This is a genomic window from Paenibacillus silagei (assembly GCF_017874735.1).
GTDB lineage: Bacteria > Bacillota > Bacilli > Paenibacillales > Paenibacillaceae > Paenibacillus_AQ > Paenibacillus_AQ silagei.
The window spans coordinates 54,714-72,048 of the sequence record NZ_JAGGLV010000019.1 but is presented as its reverse complement, the minus strand read 5'-3'; the positions used below and the strand labels follow the sequence as shown (position 1 = coordinate 72,048).

Genomic DNA, 17,335 nt, shown 5'->3' with positions numbered 1-17,335 from the left:
ATCATGCGCCTTGGGAACCGCCTTTACTGATTTAAACCTCGTATAACGCTGTAGCGTGCGTTAGTTAATGAATTGAAGCGACTTCAAGGTCTTCTCCAGCATCGTAGCCGCTTCCGCACGGGTAGCCAGCTTCGCCGGAGCGAACGCACCATCAGGGGTACCCTGGATGATGCCTGCGGCGGCGATCTCTGCTACCGCTGCTCTGGACCAGGCCGGGATGCTTGAGGCATCGCGGAATTTAGCCAGTACAGCCGAATCGGCCGTCAGGGTCTTGCCGGTGTATTTCATAGCTTTGGACAGGACGGCTGCCATCTCCTGCCGGGTAATCGGACTGCCTGGCTTGAAGCTGCCATCGGTATAACCGGTAATCAGACCTGCGGCAGCGGCTGTCTGTACAGCATCCGTGTACCATGCGCCAGCACGGACATCACTGAAGGATGTTCCTGTTGCTGCCGGTGCAAGCCCCAGCGAGCGGGTGATCAAGGCTGCGAACTCTGCCCGTGTAATAGATTGCGCAGGTGAGAAGGCGGTATTGCTGGTGCCGTTAATCACCAGCTTGGAGGCCAGCAGCTCAATGGCCGATTGTGCCCAGTGTCCGGTAGTATCGCCGAAGGTCTTGGACGACTTCACCACAGTGTAATAGCTGTTGCTGTTGCGCTTGATCGTTACCTCTGTATGTCCGTCTGCCGGGCTTGCGAAGATAGAAGGCACGAAGGAAAGCTTGCCCGTGGCCGGGTCAAAGGCGACACCGGTCGCACCCTTGGCATCAAGTGCACCTGTGGCCGTGATTGTCCGCTTCACATAGGTACTGCCGAAGCTGTTCAGCGGTACATTGGTGGTGCCTGCCTGGGCAGTGACACTGAATTCAATGACGGGGCCGGCTAGTGTGACCGCATTGCCCTGTGCGGCAATGGCCTTGTTCAGACCGTCAAGTGCAGCAGGTCCGGCCTGAAGCAGCGAGACAGTGACCGTGAACTCCCCGGTGCCAAGTCTTGCAGCCAGTGCTGATCCGTTCACAACGCTCAGCGGCAGGGAGTAGGAGGCTCCGCCTGATGAGGTGAAGGTAAGCACGGTATCAGGGCGGGCAGCCGCCTGCTGAACCAGCACACTGCCTGGCAGGACAACCTGTGCGCCTCCTGCCGACGCTGTAAGCGGGATGATCAGCTCACTAGAACCGGCTGGCAGTGCGGCCAGCTTCGCTGTAAGCTCTGCTGCTGTAAGCGTGGTAACCTGCGGTGCTGCCGCGCTTGGAGTAGAGGTTACTGATGGCGTTGCCGTAGGAGTCACTCCTCCGGTGCCCCCTGGGCTTCCGCCTTCCGGTGCCGTGGTTGGAGCCGGAGTAGGCGTTACAGTCGGACTTGGGTTTGGAACGGCACCCTTCAGATCGGTGATCCGTCCTTCAACGCTTGAAGTTACCGGATTATGCTTCTTCAGATAGGCCAGCAGGACTTCGAAGTCGGGAAGACCCAGTTCATAATAACGTCCATCCGCCTTGGCTGAAGCCAGTGCGCGGTAGAAGTCCCCGCCGCCAGCCATGAAGGAGTTCGTGGACAGAATATAATAGCCTGCCGGATCAATCGGCTTGTAGGATCCGTCCGTCTGCTTGATCTCAACGGAGATGATGCGTTCCCCTGCTTGCGTGACCTTGCCGGTTAATGAATCGATAATCTCCGGTTTCTTGGTGGAATCATACGAATATTTCATCCCTGAGACATGGGCGAACCGACCCTGGTCGGAAGCCAGGCCGCTGACCGCGTTCTCCAGGGAGGAGATGATCTCTGCACCGGTAACTTTCAGGGCTGCAAGTCCGTTGCCGAACGGCAGCGTCGTCAGCACTTCACCCATGGTGATATCTCCTGCATTGATGGCTTCGCGGATACCTCCGCCATTCTGAATAGCAACTACGCCCTTGATGGAGGCGAGGTCAGAGGCAGACACGAAGCTTGGCATAAGCTCCGTAACCTTCTCTGCAATACTGTCGGCGATCATATTCCCGATGGGTGTCTCTTCCTTACGCACCACACGGACAGACTTTCCGTCGATGATGCGGTGAGTGTAGAGATCTACATCAGAGTAGCCTACAACCTGATTCCGGACCGTTGCCAGCTCGGCATCGATCGGGGCAAGGATTTTTTTGGCAGCAGCATCTTCACCGAACAGATTGACATCCAGCAATTTGCCTTGATAAGCCTTGACCTCGCCATTCTTATCAAAGGTAACATCCAGCTCACCGAGGAACTGGCTGTATTCGCCGGTCTGCACAATCAGGACCTTCTTGTCCGTCCCTGCAATCACCACAGGAGTTGGCGGGTTATCGATCTTCGTGTGGGAATGTCCGCCAACGATAATGTCGATCCCCGGAACGGCCTTGGCCAACTCCTGATCCACGGTGTACCCCAGATGGGTGACGGCGATAATCTTGTTGATGCCCTGGGCTTCAAGCGCCTGGACGGTCCGCTTCGCGCTTTCTACATGATCCTTGAAAATAATCTTGTCGCCGGGAGACGCGAGGCCTACAGTATCCTCAGTCGTCAAGCCGAAGATTCCGATCTTCTCTCCATATACGTCCTTGATGACGGAAGGATAGATATGACCGTCTTTGGCGGTGCTTTTGGACTCATCCGTCTCAAGAATACCAGTCATCTCGTGATAGAGATCGGCAAGCTCACTGTTCTTCGTAGTGAAATCAATATTGGAGCTGGCAAAAGGGAACTTGGCCGCCGTCACGAAATTCCGCAGGATTTCCGGATTCTCCTTATTCATATCAAACTCATGATTGCCGAAGGTCATCGCATCATAGCCGATATTATTCATGAACTTGATGTCTGCCTGACCCTTGAACTGGTTGAAATACAGGGTTCCGGAGAAGACGTCACCCGCATCCAGCAGCACCGTATTGCCTGTCCGCTCGCTGCTGATGGCTGAGGTCCGCTTGGTGATATTCTCCAGATGGCTATGGGTATCGTTCGTATGCAGGACACGCAGATTGAAATCTGTAGTACCGAAGTTAATCTGTGCGAGCAGCGGATCATGGTCACTGATCCGGATGCCGTCGGCATCAGATACAGTGCCTTTCGGATAATCTCCCGGATCTGCAAAATCGGCATTAATATGCACGATATCAAGCTTGCTGGCAGAAGCAAGCCGGTTATTGACGAGGATATGATCCAGCGTCTGGGAGTTGCCCTGGAAGTTGTAGGAATACCGTTCATTCAGCGGCAGGGTATTTACAAGGTTCGTAAGTGCACTGCCCTTGAGGATATTAAGCGTGTCTGAGAACTGGAAGTCATTCAGATCGCCGAGCACGACAAGATTGGCCTCGGGGTTCTTCTGAAGCACATCCTCAGCGAAGCTGCCTACCACCTTGGCGATCTTGGCCCGCTGCACTTCAGTCGAGAAGACCGGAGGCTGAACCGAACCGAACAGGTAGTTGTCGCTGCTCTTGGAGTTGAAGTGATTAGCAATCACGATGATTTCTTTGCCCCCGAAAAGGAACTCGGCAGCCAGCGGCTTGCGCGACTCCTTGAAGGCCTCATTGCCCGGATCAATGCGGCCCGGATTCAGGCTGAGGCCGGAACCGGCGGTATAGCTTACAGCGTCAGTAGCATTACCAGGTGTACCCGGCTTCAGCGAGACGCGGTTCATATTGTATAGGAAGCCGGAGCGGATATTGCCGTCCGGAACGCCGCCATCCTGGTTGTTCAGCGGTGCGATATCCGTGTAGCGGTAGTCAGATGCACCGCTGTCAATAGCTTTAATGGCGGCAATCAGCGCTGTGTAGCTCTCGCTGGCATCCGTTCCGCCTTTGCCGGTTCCATCATTATCCTGCACTTCTGTCAGCCCGATAATATCGGGTGTTTTCAGATTGACCACGATATCTTTGGCGACATTGGCGATTTTGGCAGGATCATTATGCTGGGAGAAGTTCTCAATGTTAAAAGAAGCGATGTTCAGCTTATCCGTATCTCCCGGGGAGAGCGAGGTCACTTCTCTCTTCAGCTTGCTTGGGGAGACATCCGGCAGGCCGTCTGTTTCCGTAGAAATCAGGAATTTGCCGTAATCATAGGTCAGAATACCGGTGACATTGCCTAAAAATTGTTGTCCTGTAGTGAGTACCGGAGCGGTCTTCACCGAGAGAATCAGGCGCTGCGGGTTAAAGTCGGCACCCGTCAGTACCAGCCCACCCGCGGGGGAAGTCACTTCAGTCGTGTTGCCCGTACCGTTGACGGTCACCACTGGGATTTCAAAAGTACTGCTGGAAGCATAGTAGACTGCCGGGCCAACAGTGGTCGGCTTGGCAATCTCCAGCCGCATGCCTTCCAGACTCTCATAGAAGTCTATGGCATCTGTGGCTGGCTCGAACTTGGCCGGATCCAGGCCATCATCGTCGATTACAGCCGTTGGGATGAGGCGTCCGCCAGTGCCCAGCAGGGTTGGGGCCGGAAGCGGATTATCGCTGCTGACAACCGTGGTCTGGCTGGCGGTAATCTGTGTGGTAGATAATTGTCCGGTGCGGCCAAATTCCTTGACAATTCCGTCTACCGTGACAGCATCGCCTGGTTTAACAGCACTGCTTTTTCCCTTCTGATAGATTTGAATGGCTTCCGAGGTCTTGATATCAGTATCCATATCAGTGGCTGCTGATTGGATGTAGAAGCTGTCCGCATCCTTGATGTAGGTAACAATTCCTTTGATGTCAGTGACCATCTTGTCCGCGTAAGGGGAGCTATGTCCTGCACCTTGAATCTGGTTAATCTTCAGACCTGCCAGTGCAGGCGCGACGCTGTATTCAAAAGTGGATGTTGAACCTTTCTCAGAATCGGGTAATAAGGCATAAGCTGTAATCTTAAGCGAGGTAATATCGGAGTGAACGGTGATTGGGGCAGTATACAACTGGTCTGCCACTTCTGCTGTAGTACTCTTGTTGGCGTAGACGCTGTAGTACACGCTTGCTGTTACAGAGGTGTTTAAAGTAATCTTTGACCCTGTAGCGATCTTAGTACCCGAAGCAGGAGATGCAGTAACCGGGGGAGCTTGGGTGGCCGTAGTAGCCGCAACCCTATCGGCTGCTATAATCGGCTCTGCCGAGGCCGTCCCGGAGCCTGTGGACAATCCCGGGAAGATCCCGGTTAATAGCAATGCTACCGCCAGGAATAGACTAAGCGGCTTCCTGCATTGTGAAGAAAGTTTCATGTGAGTATACCTCCCCATAAAATATCATTCGTACTCTATTATAATAGAGATAATATGAATCTAGCGCAATTTTTCGGCAATATTTGTTAAAGTTGCATAAATTCAAGGTTGGAAATACTGAAATATATAAAAATTTAATGTGATTTATATGAAATAAGCTATGTTTTCTGAAAATCATGTAAACTATATGTTATTTATATGCTAATAAACGGCGTCTCCCTCTTTAGTGAGGGAAGCGCCGTTTATTGTTGTTTTTGTTGTGCCGTTTATTGTTGTTTTTGTTGTTAAAGAAAATATGGTCATCGATCCACTTCCCCTTCAACTCTTCTATGCGCACCTTATCCAACACAAACGGAGAGTGCGCGGGCTGGATGTAGGCGAAAAACCGAATACAATGTGTTAGCGGGAGGGTGCGCGGGTGAATGTAGGCGAAAAACCGAATACAATATGCTGGCGGGAGGGTGCGTGGGCGAATGTAGGCGAAAAACCGAATACAATATGCTGGCGGGAGGGTGCGGAAGTAGGGTGAAGCTCAAAGAGGGGAAAATCAGGGGCACTGCTGCCCCTGATTTTGCCGGATGCCCTCAGAAGTGGGCGGATGGGGAGTCGATGAAAAAGGGTAGGTTACTTTACTTGGCTTCAATCCGCTCCGCCCCGCCCATATAAGGCCGAAGCGCCTGCGGGATATAGATCGATCCGTCCTCCTGCTGGTGGTTCTCCAGCAGCGGAATCAGAATGCGCGGCGTGGCGACCGCTGTGTTGTTCAAGGTATGGCAGTATTGCAGCCGCCCGTCTTCATCACGGTAGCGGATGCCCGAGCGGCGGGCCTGGAAGTCGAGCAGATTGGAAGCCGAGTGGGTCTCCCCGTAAGCTTCTCTGCCCGGCATCCAGGTCTCGATGTCATACTGCTTATGGGTCTTCATCGCCATGTCTCCGCTACAGACGGCGACTACCCGGTAAGGCAGCTCCAGCAGCTGAAGAATATGCTCGGCATTGCCGAGAATCTCCTGGAGCATCTGCTCCGATTCTGCGGGATCGTTCTTGCACATGACCACCTGCTCGATCTTCGAGAACTGGTGGACCCGGTACAGCCCGCGCACATCGCGGCCGGCCGAACCCACCTCACGGCGGAAGCAGGCCGACATCCCGGCCAGCCGCAGCGGCTGATCCAGCTCCAGAATCTCATCGCTGTACAGAGAGACCAGCGACACCTCCGAGGTCCCGGCCAGCCAGCGCTTTTCGCCTGTCAGCTCGTAGGTCTGGTCCCGGCCGCCGGGGAAGAACCCGGTCCGCTCCAGCGCTTCCGGCCGGACGATCACGGGCACATCCATCGGGGTGAAGCCGCGCTGCATCAGCACATCGAGGGCCAGCCGCTGCACGGCAAGATGCAGCAGCAGCCCGGCCCCCTTCAGCACATAGCTGCGGGGCCCTCCGGCTTTGACACCGCGCGGAAGGTCGATGATGTCGTGCAGCTCTCCGAGCTCGACATGGTCCCGCGCGCGGAACCCGAAAACCGGCGGCGCGCCATGCCGCCGCAGCTCCACATTCGCGCGCTCATCCGGCCCGATCGGCGTATCCGCCGACACGGGATTCGGCGCGAGCAGCAGCAGCTCGCCGCAGCGCTGCTCCGCATCCAGAAGCTCCGCCTCCAGCAGAGTCAGCTGGCCGTTGATCACCCGCACCTGCTCCTTGGCCAGCTCGCCACCCGAAACGTCGCCCCCGCGCAGCAGGCGCTCGACCTCCTTCGTCAGCGCGTTGCGCTCCGCGCGCCGCTGCTCGGTGGCCCGGCGTACCTCCCGCCGCCGGTCATCCCACTCCAGAAGTTCCTCCAGGGGGAACTTCAATCTTTTCCATTCGGCCGTCTTCCGTACAAGGTCCTCATTCTCCCTGATCCAATTCATATCCAACATCTGCATCCGCTCCTTAAGTGTGGGTAAAAAAACGCAAAAAACGCCCTCATCCATGGGACGAGGAGCGTCAGCTCGCGGTGCCACCCAGGTTGACCTCATTCGCGTATAGCAGCTAAGCAGCGCGGAATCAGGCCCTCTTTGGTCTTCGCGGTAACGGGCGAAACCCGGTAAACTTAGGGAACAGGAAGCTGCTCCGGTCGCAGACGCCTCGCGGTTGGATGCCGGTCGTTGGCCTGGTCGGGATATAGGTTTGCCGTTTATTATAACCAGAGCGGCAGCGGTTTGCAAGCATAAGAGGGGTTTGACAATATTCCTTGTACTCTGCTAGGATTATTACTAATTTAAAGTATTGATGCCCGGCGAAGCAGCCCGGTTTATCCTATTATGCGGACGGAAGAGGTGCGGAAATGGCCAAAATAGTCGTAATTAACGGAACACCCTCGCTGGTCTCACGGATCAATGCCGTGATTGAGTATGCAGAGAATGCCCTGCGGGAGCGCGGGTATGAAGTGGAGCGGATCAATGTGGCGGAGCTGCCTGCGGAGGATCTGATCCATACCAAATTCGAGAGCGAAGCCATCGTCAAGGCGAATGGGCTCGTAGCGGAAGCTGATGCGGTAATCGTAGTCAGTCCGGTATATAAGGCTTCTTACACGGGAGTACTGAAGACCTTCCTGGATCTGGTGCCGCAAAAAGGGCTGGCCGGCAAAATCGTCCTGCCGCTCTTCATGGGCGGAAGTCTTGCACATCTGCTGGCGATCGACTATGCACTGAAGCCGGTACTGTCCGTGCTTGGCGCCCGCTACATTCTTGGCGGCGTCTACGCCGTAGACTCCCAGGCGGTGCGTAATGACCAGGGCGTAGTTGAGCTGGCTGAAGAGCTGCGTTTACGCCTGAACAGCGTTCTGGAAGAGCTGGCGGAGGAGACGGAGCATAAGGTGGGGCGCAAGGCAGGACAGACAGGAGCCGCGGAATAAGGTTACGCTGCCGGTCCGATCATCCCCCGGTACAATCAAAAGGCACTAAACCACCCGGATGCGGGAGTTTAGTGCCTTTGTCTATTTAGGAGTTATACTCCTTGAAAGCTCAGCTCCGGCTCCCACAGTACCACCGTATCTCCCGCCAGACTCGCCGGAATATCGATGATCCGCTGGTTGCTGCTTCCCCGGTAGGAGAGGGTAAGGTCTTTGAGCTCTTCGACGAACCGTCCGTCGATCACGACCTGGCACAAGGCCAGCAGCTTCCATTCCGCAGAGCCCGGGGAAGCCGTAAGCTCCTCGTACGTATAGCCGGTATAGATCCAGACCGGGAAGCCCGGCAGCTCGGCGCGCAGCTCGTGTATGAAGTCTGCAGCCTCCTCAGCCGAGAAAAAAGGGTCCCCGCCCGCCAGCGTCAAGCCGTCCAGCAGCGGATTGCCTGCAATCTCCTCTATAATCTCCCGCCGGCGCTCCGGGGTAAAGGCCTCCCCGTAGTTAAAGTTCCAGGTCTTCGGGTTGAAGCAGCCCGGGCAGCGGTGGCGGCAGCCGCTGATGAAGAGGACAGCCCGCAGGCCTTCCCCTTCATTGATCGACTCCGGGTAATATCCGCAGATGTTCATAGATGCTTAACACGGTCCCGGACCTCGGCTTGCTTGGCCGCATTGAAGCGGGTCTGGTAGTCACCGGTCAGATACCCGGTAACCCGGCGCAGACGGCGGATATGCGTGGTATCCTCATGGGCATTGCAGGTCGGGCAATTCGTGCCGATGACCCCTTCATAGCCGCAGCCGGAGCAGCGGTCAATCGGATGGTTGATGCTGAAGTAGCTGATATCCTGCTCCAGCGCGTATTTGATGATTTTGACGAAGGCTGCAGGGTTGCTCCGGGCATTGCCGTTCAGCTCGACATAGGAGATCGCTCCGGCGTTGCAATATTCATGGAACGGGGCTTCCAGGCTGATCTTCTTGGCTGCGCTCAGTTCATGGTAGACCGGAATGTGAAACGAGTTCGTATAGTATTCACGGTCGGTTACCCCAGGGATAGAACCGAGCACCTTGCGGTCGATCTTGGTGAACTTGCCGGAGAGACCTTCGGCCGGTGTTGCGAACAAGGTGATGTTGAGGTTAAGCTCCTCGCTCTTGCGGTCGCAATATTCACGCATGTGGCGGACAATGGCTACAGCCTTGGCGTGAATCTCCATATCTTCGCCGTGGTGCTTGCCGTACATGGCCTTCATGCACTCTGCCATCCCGATGAAGCCCAGCGACAGGCTGCCGTGCTTCAGCAGTTCGCCTACGCTGTCATCAGGGGCAAGCTGCTCGCCGCCCTCCCAGACGCCTTCACGCATCATGAAATCGGAGGCTTTGGCCTTCTGGGAAGCCTGGATACGGAAGCGGTGCAGCAGACCGTCCAGCGCAATATCCATATAGTGATTCAGGTCGTCGAAGAACCCTTCTTCATCAGCAGCCAGGCGGCGGCCGGTTATCGTGCCGTGGGCCAGTCCAAGACGCACCAGGTTGAGCGTATTGAAGGACAAGTTGCCTTTGCCGGAGCAATGGTTGCGTCCGAAGCGGTCGCCGAGCACACGGGTCCGGCAGCCCATCGTAGCGAACTCGGTATCCGGGTCAGTAGGATCGTAATACTGCATGTTCAGCGGAGCGTCCAGGTTGGCGAAGTTCGGATACAATCTGCGCGCCGAGCACTCCGCTGCCTTCAGGAACAGCTCATAGTTAGGGTCACCCGGCTGCTGGTTGATGCCTTGCTTGCATTTGAAGATCTGAATCGGGAACACCGGCGTCTCCCCGCTGCCCAGTCCGTTCATCGTGGCTGTCAGCAGCGAGCTGATCACAAGCTGGCCCTCCGGGGAGGTGCAGGTGCCGTAGTTGATGCTGGTAAAAGGAATCTGGCCGCCGGAGCGGCTGGACATCGTATTCAGGTTATGTACCATACTCTCTGCGGCCTGCAGGGTCTCGCTCTGCGTCTCCTTCAGGGCAAAACGGAAGGCGCGCGGATATTGCTCAGCCAGATCGCTGCGGCTCATCGTAATCTCCCCAAGTTCTGAAACCTCTGCATTCTCCTCGAAATACTCCAGACCTTTGCGGAAGAGCTTGGAGAAGGACTTGGTCACATAAGGAGCCAGATCATAATCCAGCTTGTTGGCGGACACACCGCCGTACTGCGCATTCTGCTGCGACTGGAAAATAATCGCCACCAGCGACATCGCCGTCATAATCGAGTTGGGAGGCCGTACGCTGCCGTTGCCGGTGTTGAAGCCTTCACGGAGAAGCCGTTCGAACGGGATGAAGATGCAGTTGGTGGTTCCGATGGCGTATTGATCCAGGTCATGCACATAGACGACATTATCCAGGGTAGCCTGTACCAGCTGCGGCGGCATGGTGAAGTTGCGGGCATACCATTTGGAGTATTCACTGCCGAATTTGCTCATTTTGCCGGAGAAGCTCTCCCCGTTCAGGTTGGCGTTCTCGCGCAGCAGATCCAGATCCCGGCTGTCGATAATATCCCGTCCCAGATGAATGACCTCTTCCAAAAGATCCTCCTGTGCAGCTTGTCCTTCGTTATAACGTTTCTCCAGCAGCGTCATTATATAACTCTCTCCTCTCGGGTATTGTAAGCGTTAAAAAAGCACCTCCGGCCGGGAAGGCCGGAAATGCCCGAATGCATGATGCAAAGATCCGGGAAGCGGAAGTTTGCCTGTGGTCTGGGTGGAATATACGAGCAGACACTGGGCAAATAGCTTACGCCCGTTCTTGTACATTCCGCAGAGCCGATACCTGAAGATAATCCACGATCGTCCTCAGGTATCGGCAGCCTCTGGCCCGATTGACGGAAGGCTAACTCTGCTATGGCAGGCCGCATACGGACACCTCCCCTGTTCCTCGCAGGAGTCTAAGCGGTGCCACCGAAACAGGCAGGTCTCCTGGCTTCCGGCAACTCCTCCGGCGCCTTCCCGGGGGGCTTATTCCGCCCCTTAGTGGCATTTAGCCGGAGAATGCGGCCCTGGGCATCGCACCCTGGGAGCATCCGGTTACAGTGGCGGGACCGCAGCGGTTTTGCACCGCGCTTCCCTATTAAGTCGCACCTCTATTACAAGGGGTGAAACACCCGTTTCTACTATATTTTGTTGTTATCTATTAAAGCTACCGCAATATATTGTGTTTGTAAATGTTTTTTTGCAATCCCGCACGGGGAGCGGGTTCGGCGCTTTTACTCACAGCTGATCCACAGTTAGTCCACAGGTAATCCACAACTTTCCTATGAATCTGCCGTGAATTTTTCATAAAATCTCCGAAAATACGCCACAAAGAATCCATAAATAGAGTGCGTCTAATCCTGGTAATCATTTTGACGGATATTAATAGAATGGAGAGGGTGCAGGTGATTTGTAGCAAGCCTGGCGAAGCGTTACAATAAGAGGATAAATCAGAGACTCAGGCACACCAGATCATTAGGAGGGAGATCACAATGGCAATTGGCGAAGTGACCGTTATTCCGATCGGGACAGGCAGCACCAGTCTCAGCAGCTATGTGGCCGAGATGCAGCGCGTGCTGCAGACGGTGGAGGGCATTACCTATGAGCTAACTTCTATGGGTACAATTATTGAGGGGCCGGTAGCGCGGATTCTGGCTGCGGTAGAAGCGCTGCATGAGTCGCCGTTTACCGCCGGGGCACAGAGAGTCTCCACCTCGCTCAAGATCGATGACCGGCGCGACAAGACCTCGACCAGCCGCAGCAAGCTGGAATCTGTGGAGCGCAAGCTGCAGGGGGAGTAACCACAATAGTATCTAATCAGAATCAACCGATAAGGAGCGGATTCTTAATGACAGAAGCAGCACAGCAGATCGGAATTCAAATGTATACACTGCGTGACCAGACGGAACGCGATTTCCTCGGCACACTGGCCAAGGTGGCAGAGATGGGGTACCGGGCAGTGGAATTCGCCGGTTATTTCGGTGTATCTGCAGGGGAACTGCGCCGTAAGCTGGATGAACTTGGCCTGGCGGCCCCTTCGGCGCATGTAGGCCTGGACTTCAGCAGTCTGGATAAGATGGAACAGGCATTAGCCAAAGAGATTGAATACGGTGTAGAGCTCGGACTGCAATATATGATCACCCCGTCGGCACCGCTTCCGCCGAACCCTTCCATAGAGGATGTAACGAGAATCATTCCATTCCTGGAGAAGGCTTCCGCGATGGTCCGGGCGGCGGGGATGCAGTACGGCTACCACAACCATGATTATGAATTCAAAGAGGTTGACGGCAAGGCGGTCATCGATATCTGGCTGGAGCAGATTCCTGCCGAGCATATGCTGGCTGAGTTTGATCTGGGATGGGTATACAGGGGTGGAGCCCGGCCCGTTGATTATGTGTCACGGTACGCCGGCCGTGTTCCGCTGGTTCACATTAAGGACTTCGGAGCAGACAATGAGGAGACCGATCTCGGAAAGGGAGAGGTCGATTTCCGGAGCGTCTTCGAGATCGCGGAGCAGAGCGGAATTCTCTATTATATTGTGGAGCAAGAGGCATATGAGGTATCTTCTCTTGAGAGCGCTAAGCTCGCACTGGATTATTTCCGCGGGCTAGGGCTGATGCAGGGCTGATGACACAGTATCCAGCGGAAAAAAGGGTTGCGTTTTCCGCTGGAAGAGTTATAATATTTTGTGTTTGGCAGGACAGCAAAGTCTGTTCGCTGGTGTAGCTCAGGGGTAGAGCAACGCACTCGTAATGCGTAGGCCGGGGGTTCAATTCCCTTCACCAGCATTCTTACAAAGTCGATAGTGGCGCGGGTTTCCGGTTTTTTGGAACTGCGCCTTTTTTCTATGCAAGCATCAACATCTACCATTCTTCTAACCTTTACTCGAGTAAAGTGGTTGTTTTGCCCTCTTCCACAAAAAACAAAAAAGAACGATTCTCTAATAACGAGAATTGCTCCTTTTTTAACATTTGAAACTTTAGAGAAATTTGAGAATCGTTGATATTATTATAGGTTCAAATCGCTAATAGAAGTCACCTGTTCTAAATTTCCTCGCGACTCTTCTGGTGGTATTATGCGCTCTCCCTCAAGACGGAATTTCCCTTCATAAACTCCTTTAATTACATAAGCATCCTCTGCAACTGGACCCACATACTTTTCGAGATAAACAATAGCTTCGTCACCTTTAGAAAATACAGCATTGCCTTCAACCGAATAATTTAATCCATCCTCGCCAGTACCACCAGTTTCTAAAATATTGATTGCTGTGTTGTTAGTAAGGTTTCCTTTATATATTTTTTGGATTTCTGCATCAGATAAGGTGAATACTATATTCCCATAATCAAAACTTTTTGCCGTATTTACCTTAACTTTTGCGATAACAGGAGCACTTTTCTCAAGGCTATCGGCAGAATCGAAACTTTCGGTTAAGTCAAAATGCATTGTTACATTCTTAGTAGATTTAGATGCTTCAGAATGGTAAAAAGTATAACCCAATCCTCCAATTAAAATTAAAGAGGAAATGGCTAGCATTAGTGTCTTTGAAAATCTTTTATTTATCATAGATATCACCCTTTCTCATATCGCATAAATAGCAAATATACCATTTTTGTCATCTGCACCTGGAACTATAGCAGTTCTGCCGCCACCCCAAGTACACATAATTTGAGTTGTATCTGATACATGATCTAATCCAAGAGCATGTCCTATCTCGTGAGCAGAGACTCCTTGTCTTTGACTGTTAGTCATGTCATCCATAGTACTTGTATTAAAGTCAATAAATGATCTAGTGTAAATGCCTGAAGTATGGACTGGTTTATTTGCACATCGGGCATTCCAACCGATATTTTTACCGTAATTGTCTTGACTGAAAATCATTACATTTGTCCCGCCTGGACTTCCTCCACTAAAGACTACACCAGCACCTGAGTCTCTCCATGCTGCAACACCTGAAGCTGTAGCTAAATTATATGTTGCTGAAGTTCCTTGATATACGAAACCAACTCTTGAACCGGGGTACTTACCACCAAGTGCATTCCAAGCATAGGTAGAAGAATTAATCATTAGCATTGAAGAAAACAATAAGGCGGAAAACGCTAACATAAATATTCTTTTGAATTTCATCCTTACTCCTCCTTATTATAAAATTTTCTAAATATGTATTTTATTTTAAATCTAAATATTTAAAATTGTCAATATTTATGAAGTGATAAAACAAAAAACAGGCCAATGGGACTATAATTGATTCCATTGGCCTGTTGATTATGATCCATATTTACCTGCATTATTCCCCTTATAGTACTTACCATTATATTCAACTGCGATTGATTCCTCTGGGTCAACTTCCTTTATTTTAAATATTTTCGTTCCCACGATATATTTATTAGAGAATATTTTTGAAGAGAAAATTGTTGCTTCATTATCGGAAAATTCTTCAATTTCACCAATCTGCTCATCGACAGAATCTAAAGTTTGATTATCGAAAGTATACATATCCCCATTCCATACAACAAAAAGTGAAGACCAGTCACCACTAGAGTTTTGTTTAGAAGTTGAACTACAACCCACTACGGTAACCAAAAGTGAAAATGCGAAAATTACAGAGAGTACATTTTTCATGAAAACGACTCCTTCCGTATAGTAGTCATCTATATATTAACATAAATATTTACAAAATTTAAATAAAATATCGTAATGTTTTCCTAAATGCTCTGTTGTTTCATTCAAACCATATTAATATTAGATAGCAGGAGTTCTTATGAGAAAAGTACTCACACACCGGATTATTATTACGACCGCATTTTTTATTTGCCTCCGATACTAGTATGACCGCATTCACTAACCGGCTTGGTGGCATCTCCCTGGTCGTTAGTACACCAGGATTGGGATTGGAAGGCCAGGAAGATAGCCACCCATCTGTGTTCATTCTCGAAATGAATAAGGACGCCGCCGTCTTGCCATGTGCCATTTTCTCTGGCGTACCCGCCCGCATTGCCTTGGTTCATATGAATATTATGAACGCCCTGCCCAGGGGAGAAGCCGAAGTACTTATCGGGCTTATCCTCTTCGGGTCCCCAAGGCTCGCCGAATACGTACAGGGTTGCATCCTGTTGCTGTGCCTCCTTGAGATAAGAGGTGATTTTGTCATAAAGATTGTTGCGGGGATCGCTGTCTTCGGGTTCATTCCGGTTCGTATTAGGCAGAGCTACCATCTTACTGGGAATCACCAGGTTTCCCCTGATATAATCAAGGGCAAGGCTCCGGTTATGCCCGGTGATCTTCGTGAAGCCGGATTCAAGCGTGAGCCAACGGGCCGTTTCTTCCGCTTTGAAATCTTCGCCCACATAATAAAGCACCTGATTTGCAGTGTCCTCCGGTAAATGTTCCGCTTTTGCGCTTGATCTGATATTGATAGCCACCCTGTACTTTTTATTAATATCACCTTCAACCTCAACCAGTACCTGGACATGATTATTTTTGACACCTAGCTTATATATGGTATTCTCATTGGATAATTTGCATTTTAATACCCCGTACCCTTGATCTAATCCGTTACCCATAGTTCGTCAGTCCCCCTTCTTAGCTATTAATGTTTCCCATAGAAGGCCATAGTAATTCTAAAGTAAAAGGTGTTCAACAGAGGAGGCAAGCTGCATTATGAAATGCCTAACCATTCGCCAGCCGTGGGCCACGTTAATTGCGCTGGGAGAAAAGCAAATCGAAACCCGGACCTGGCGGACCGCCCACCGGGGAGAGTTAGCCATTCATGCCGGGATGCAGGTGAATAAGGCGATCTGCCGGACGGAGCCGTATCAGTCGTTGCTGGCACGTTACGGTTACACTGCGGACAACCTGCCAACCGGCAAGATCATTGCAGTCAGCCGCATTGCGGATTGCTGTGAGGTGACGCCGGAGCTTGCGCAGCAAGGCTGGCCGGGCGGCAATGAATATGTATTCGGCAATTATGCCGAAGGAAGGTATGCCTGGATGCTGGAGGAGGTTGTTCCGCTGGTACATCCCATACCTGCTAAGGGACGTCTGGGTTTCTGGGAATATCCGGTGCTGGAAGAGGAACTGTGAATTTCTTGACGGCAATGTGAAGAAAAATTGCTCCAGATTGGCTGTCAGCTGGTATAATTGGGATATTCGGCGGGAAATCTTCCTATATATAAGGAGATTTGTGCTCTGAGGCGGTCTACCGCTGGAGAGGGGCAGAAATGCCGGGAAGGAGCGTATGCATAATAGATGGGAAGCCTTCTAATTGCATGGCTTTGTATGCTTTGTTTGTTTCTTGCGTTCAGGGATCAGGTAAGCCGGAGAATCCTGTACCCGGTAGCTGTGGTGGTGATATGCGGCACATTGGGGTATTGGACGTTGTTAATGTAGCCGCATCCGGGCGATCATTTAATGCAGAAGTCTGCCGCTTGCGGCAGGCTTCTTTGTTAGTGCTGCTCCATCTTCATACCCAGATATCTGCGCATATGCAGAGTGGCCTGGGCGGCAATTACATCATCCAGCAGCAGCATCCGTTCGTGATAGCCCCTGCAGACAAATTTGGCTTCAACACCCGTCTCCAGCCGCTGCTGCTCATAGACCTTCAGACCACGGGCGCGCATTCCGGCACGGACCTCCCGCAGATCGGCAGAAGCGGCATGAGCGGCCGACTGGATTACCTCCAGATAAGGTGCAGGCGTGCGCAGCTCAGAGGCTATAGCAGAAGCATCGCGCTCGAAGGCGGATAGAATAAGCGGCAGCAAAATATAGGATTTGACCAGCAGGTTATCCTGGCTCTCTGCTCTTTGCATCCTTCTCAACCCCTCAAAGAGAACGTATATTCGCATTGTAACTCATCCTTCAAAAAATAATCAATGGGTTTTATAAATTAACTCAAATAATGTGATATATTTCACAAAAAAATAAGATGAATTATTTTATATTAAAATTGAAATATTAAAGATTGATAAATAAATCAGCTCAAAGGAGAATGGCAATGAGTCATGAAGGAAGCCTCCGCCGTGGTTTGGTATTCGGGATCATTCTAAGTGTTCCGCTCTGGGTATCGATGATTGGCTGGGTTCAGCTGTTCGGGTCTGCCTAGGCGACATTTTATTCAAAATATATGAAGTCTATTAGCAGGTGTCGTCCCTATGGGCGGCACTTTTTTTGGAGCTGGGCTGAGGGCGATAAAATAGGACGAATGCATCAAATTTAAATGATATAAATTGATAGTATTATAGAAAAGAGAGACAAACGGCTATAGCCAA

13 protein-coding genes, 1 tRNA gene and 1 riboswitch are annotated in these 17,335 nt (G+C 51.8%); of the genes, 5 read left to right on the top strand and 9 right to left on the bottom strand.

All coding sequences use genetic code 11. From position 1 onward, the window contains the following. Positions 1-60 precede the first annotated feature (60 nt). Both J2Z70_RS23850 and serS read right to left on the bottom strand, forming a co-directional pair. Complete coding sequence (locus J2Z70_RS23850) at positions 61-5,193, bottom strand: S-layer homology domain-containing protein (RefSeq protein ID WP_209877323.1); 5,133 nt, start codon at positions 5,191-5,193, stop codon at positions 61-63. A 629-nt stretch (positions 5,194-5,822) separates the two neighbouring features. After that, entirely contained in the window at positions 5,823-7,103 is a 1,281-nt protein-coding gene (gene serS / locus J2Z70_RS23845) for a serine--tRNA ligase (protein ID WP_209877320.1), read from the bottom strand. 407 nt (positions 7,104-7,510) lie between these two features. Here serS and ssuE point away from each other — a divergent pair, with 407 nt between their 5' ends. Further along, on the top strand, positions 7,511-8,080 hold the full coding sequence (gene ssuE / locus J2Z70_RS23840) for an NADPH-dependent FMN reductase (protein WP_036732673.1): 570 nt from the start codon (positions 7,511-7,513) through the stop codon (positions 8,078-8,080). 92 nt (positions 8,081-8,172) lie between these two features. Here ssuE and nrdG read toward each other — a convergent pair whose 3' ends face one another. After that, on the bottom strand, positions 8,173-8,700 hold the full coding sequence (gene nrdG / locus J2Z70_RS23835) for an anaerobic ribonucleoside-triphosphate reductase activating protein (RefSeq protein WP_209877319.1): 528 nt from the start codon (positions 8,698-8,700) through the stop codon (positions 8,173-8,175). Beyond that, positions 8,697-10,682: an anaerobic ribonucleoside triphosphate reductase gene (locus tag J2Z70_RS23830; RefSeq protein WP_209877317.1), complete on the bottom strand. Its 1,986-nt coding sequence runs from the start codon at positions 10,680-10,682 to the stop codon at positions 8,697-8,699. The genes nrdG and J2Z70_RS23830 overlap by 4 nt, the downstream gene beginning before the upstream one ends. 309 nt (positions 10,683-10,991) lie before the next feature. Next, positions 10,992-11,222: riboswitch (cobalamin riboswitch) on the bottom strand. Between the two features lie 341 nt (positions 11,223-11,563). Between J2Z70_RS23830 and J2Z70_RS23825 the strand changes: the two genes are divergently transcribed. From J2Z70_RS23825 to J2Z70_RS23815, 3 genes are all read left to right on the top strand, one after another. Then, positions 11,564-11,872, top strand: a complete 309-nt coding sequence (locus J2Z70_RS23825) for an MTH1187 family thiamine-binding protein (RefSeq protein ID WP_036732667.1) — start codon at positions 11,564-11,566, stop codon at positions 11,870-11,872. Positions 11,873-11,919: 47 nt separating this feature from the next. Next, complete coding sequence (locus J2Z70_RS23820) at positions 11,920-12,699, top strand: sugar phosphate isomerase/epimerase family protein (RefSeq protein WP_209877315.1); 780 nt, start codon at positions 11,920-11,922, stop codon at positions 12,697-12,699. An 88-nt stretch (positions 12,700-12,787) separates the two neighbouring features. Beyond that, positions 12,788-12,859: transfer RNA gene (locus J2Z70_RS23815), tRNA-Thr, on the top strand. A gap of 220 nt (positions 12,860-13,079) precedes the next feature. Here J2Z70_RS23815 and J2Z70_RS23810 read toward each other — a convergent pair. The 4 genes from J2Z70_RS23810 to J2Z70_RS23795 form a co-directional block, all read right to left on the bottom strand. Further along, positions 13,080-13,634: a hypothetical protein gene (locus J2Z70_RS23810; protein WP_209877313.1), complete on the bottom strand. Its 555-nt coding sequence runs from the start codon at positions 13,632-13,634 to the stop codon at positions 13,080-13,082. Between the two features lie 15 nt (positions 13,635-13,649). Further along, a complete protein-coding gene (locus J2Z70_RS23805; protein ID WP_209877312.1) occupies positions 13,650-14,195 on the bottom strand; it encodes a matrixin family metalloprotease in 546 nt (181 codons plus the stop codon). A 138-nt stretch (positions 14,196-14,333) separates the two neighbouring features. Continuing rightward, positions 14,334-14,690, bottom strand: coding sequence for a hypothetical protein (locus J2Z70_RS23800; RefSeq protein ID WP_209877310.1), 357 nt, complete (start codon positions 14,688-14,690; stop codon positions 14,334-14,336). A gap of 185 nt (positions 14,691-14,875) precedes the next feature. Then, positions 14,876-15,631 (bottom strand): YukJ family protein, encoded by a 756-nt coding sequence (locus tag J2Z70_RS23795; RefSeq protein WP_209877309.1) that lies wholly within the window; start codon positions 15,629-15,631, stop codon positions 14,876-14,878. A 97-nt stretch (positions 15,632-15,728) separates the two neighbouring features. On the opposite strand from J2Z70_RS23795, the gene J2Z70_RS23790 reads away from it, so the two are divergent. Beyond that, positions 15,729-16,151: an ASCH domain-containing protein gene (locus J2Z70_RS23790; RefSeq protein ID WP_209877308.1), complete on the top strand. Its 423-nt coding sequence runs from the start codon at positions 15,729-15,731 to the stop codon at positions 16,149-16,151. 362 nt (positions 16,152-16,513) lie between these two features. On the opposite strand, the gene J2Z70_RS23785 is transcribed toward J2Z70_RS23790, so the two are convergent. After that, positions 16,514-16,876, bottom strand: coding sequence for a YhjD family protein (locus J2Z70_RS23785; RefSeq protein WP_209877307.1), 363 nt, complete (start codon positions 16,874-16,876; stop codon positions 16,514-16,516). Between the last annotated feature and the right edge of the window lie 459 nt (positions 16,877-17,335).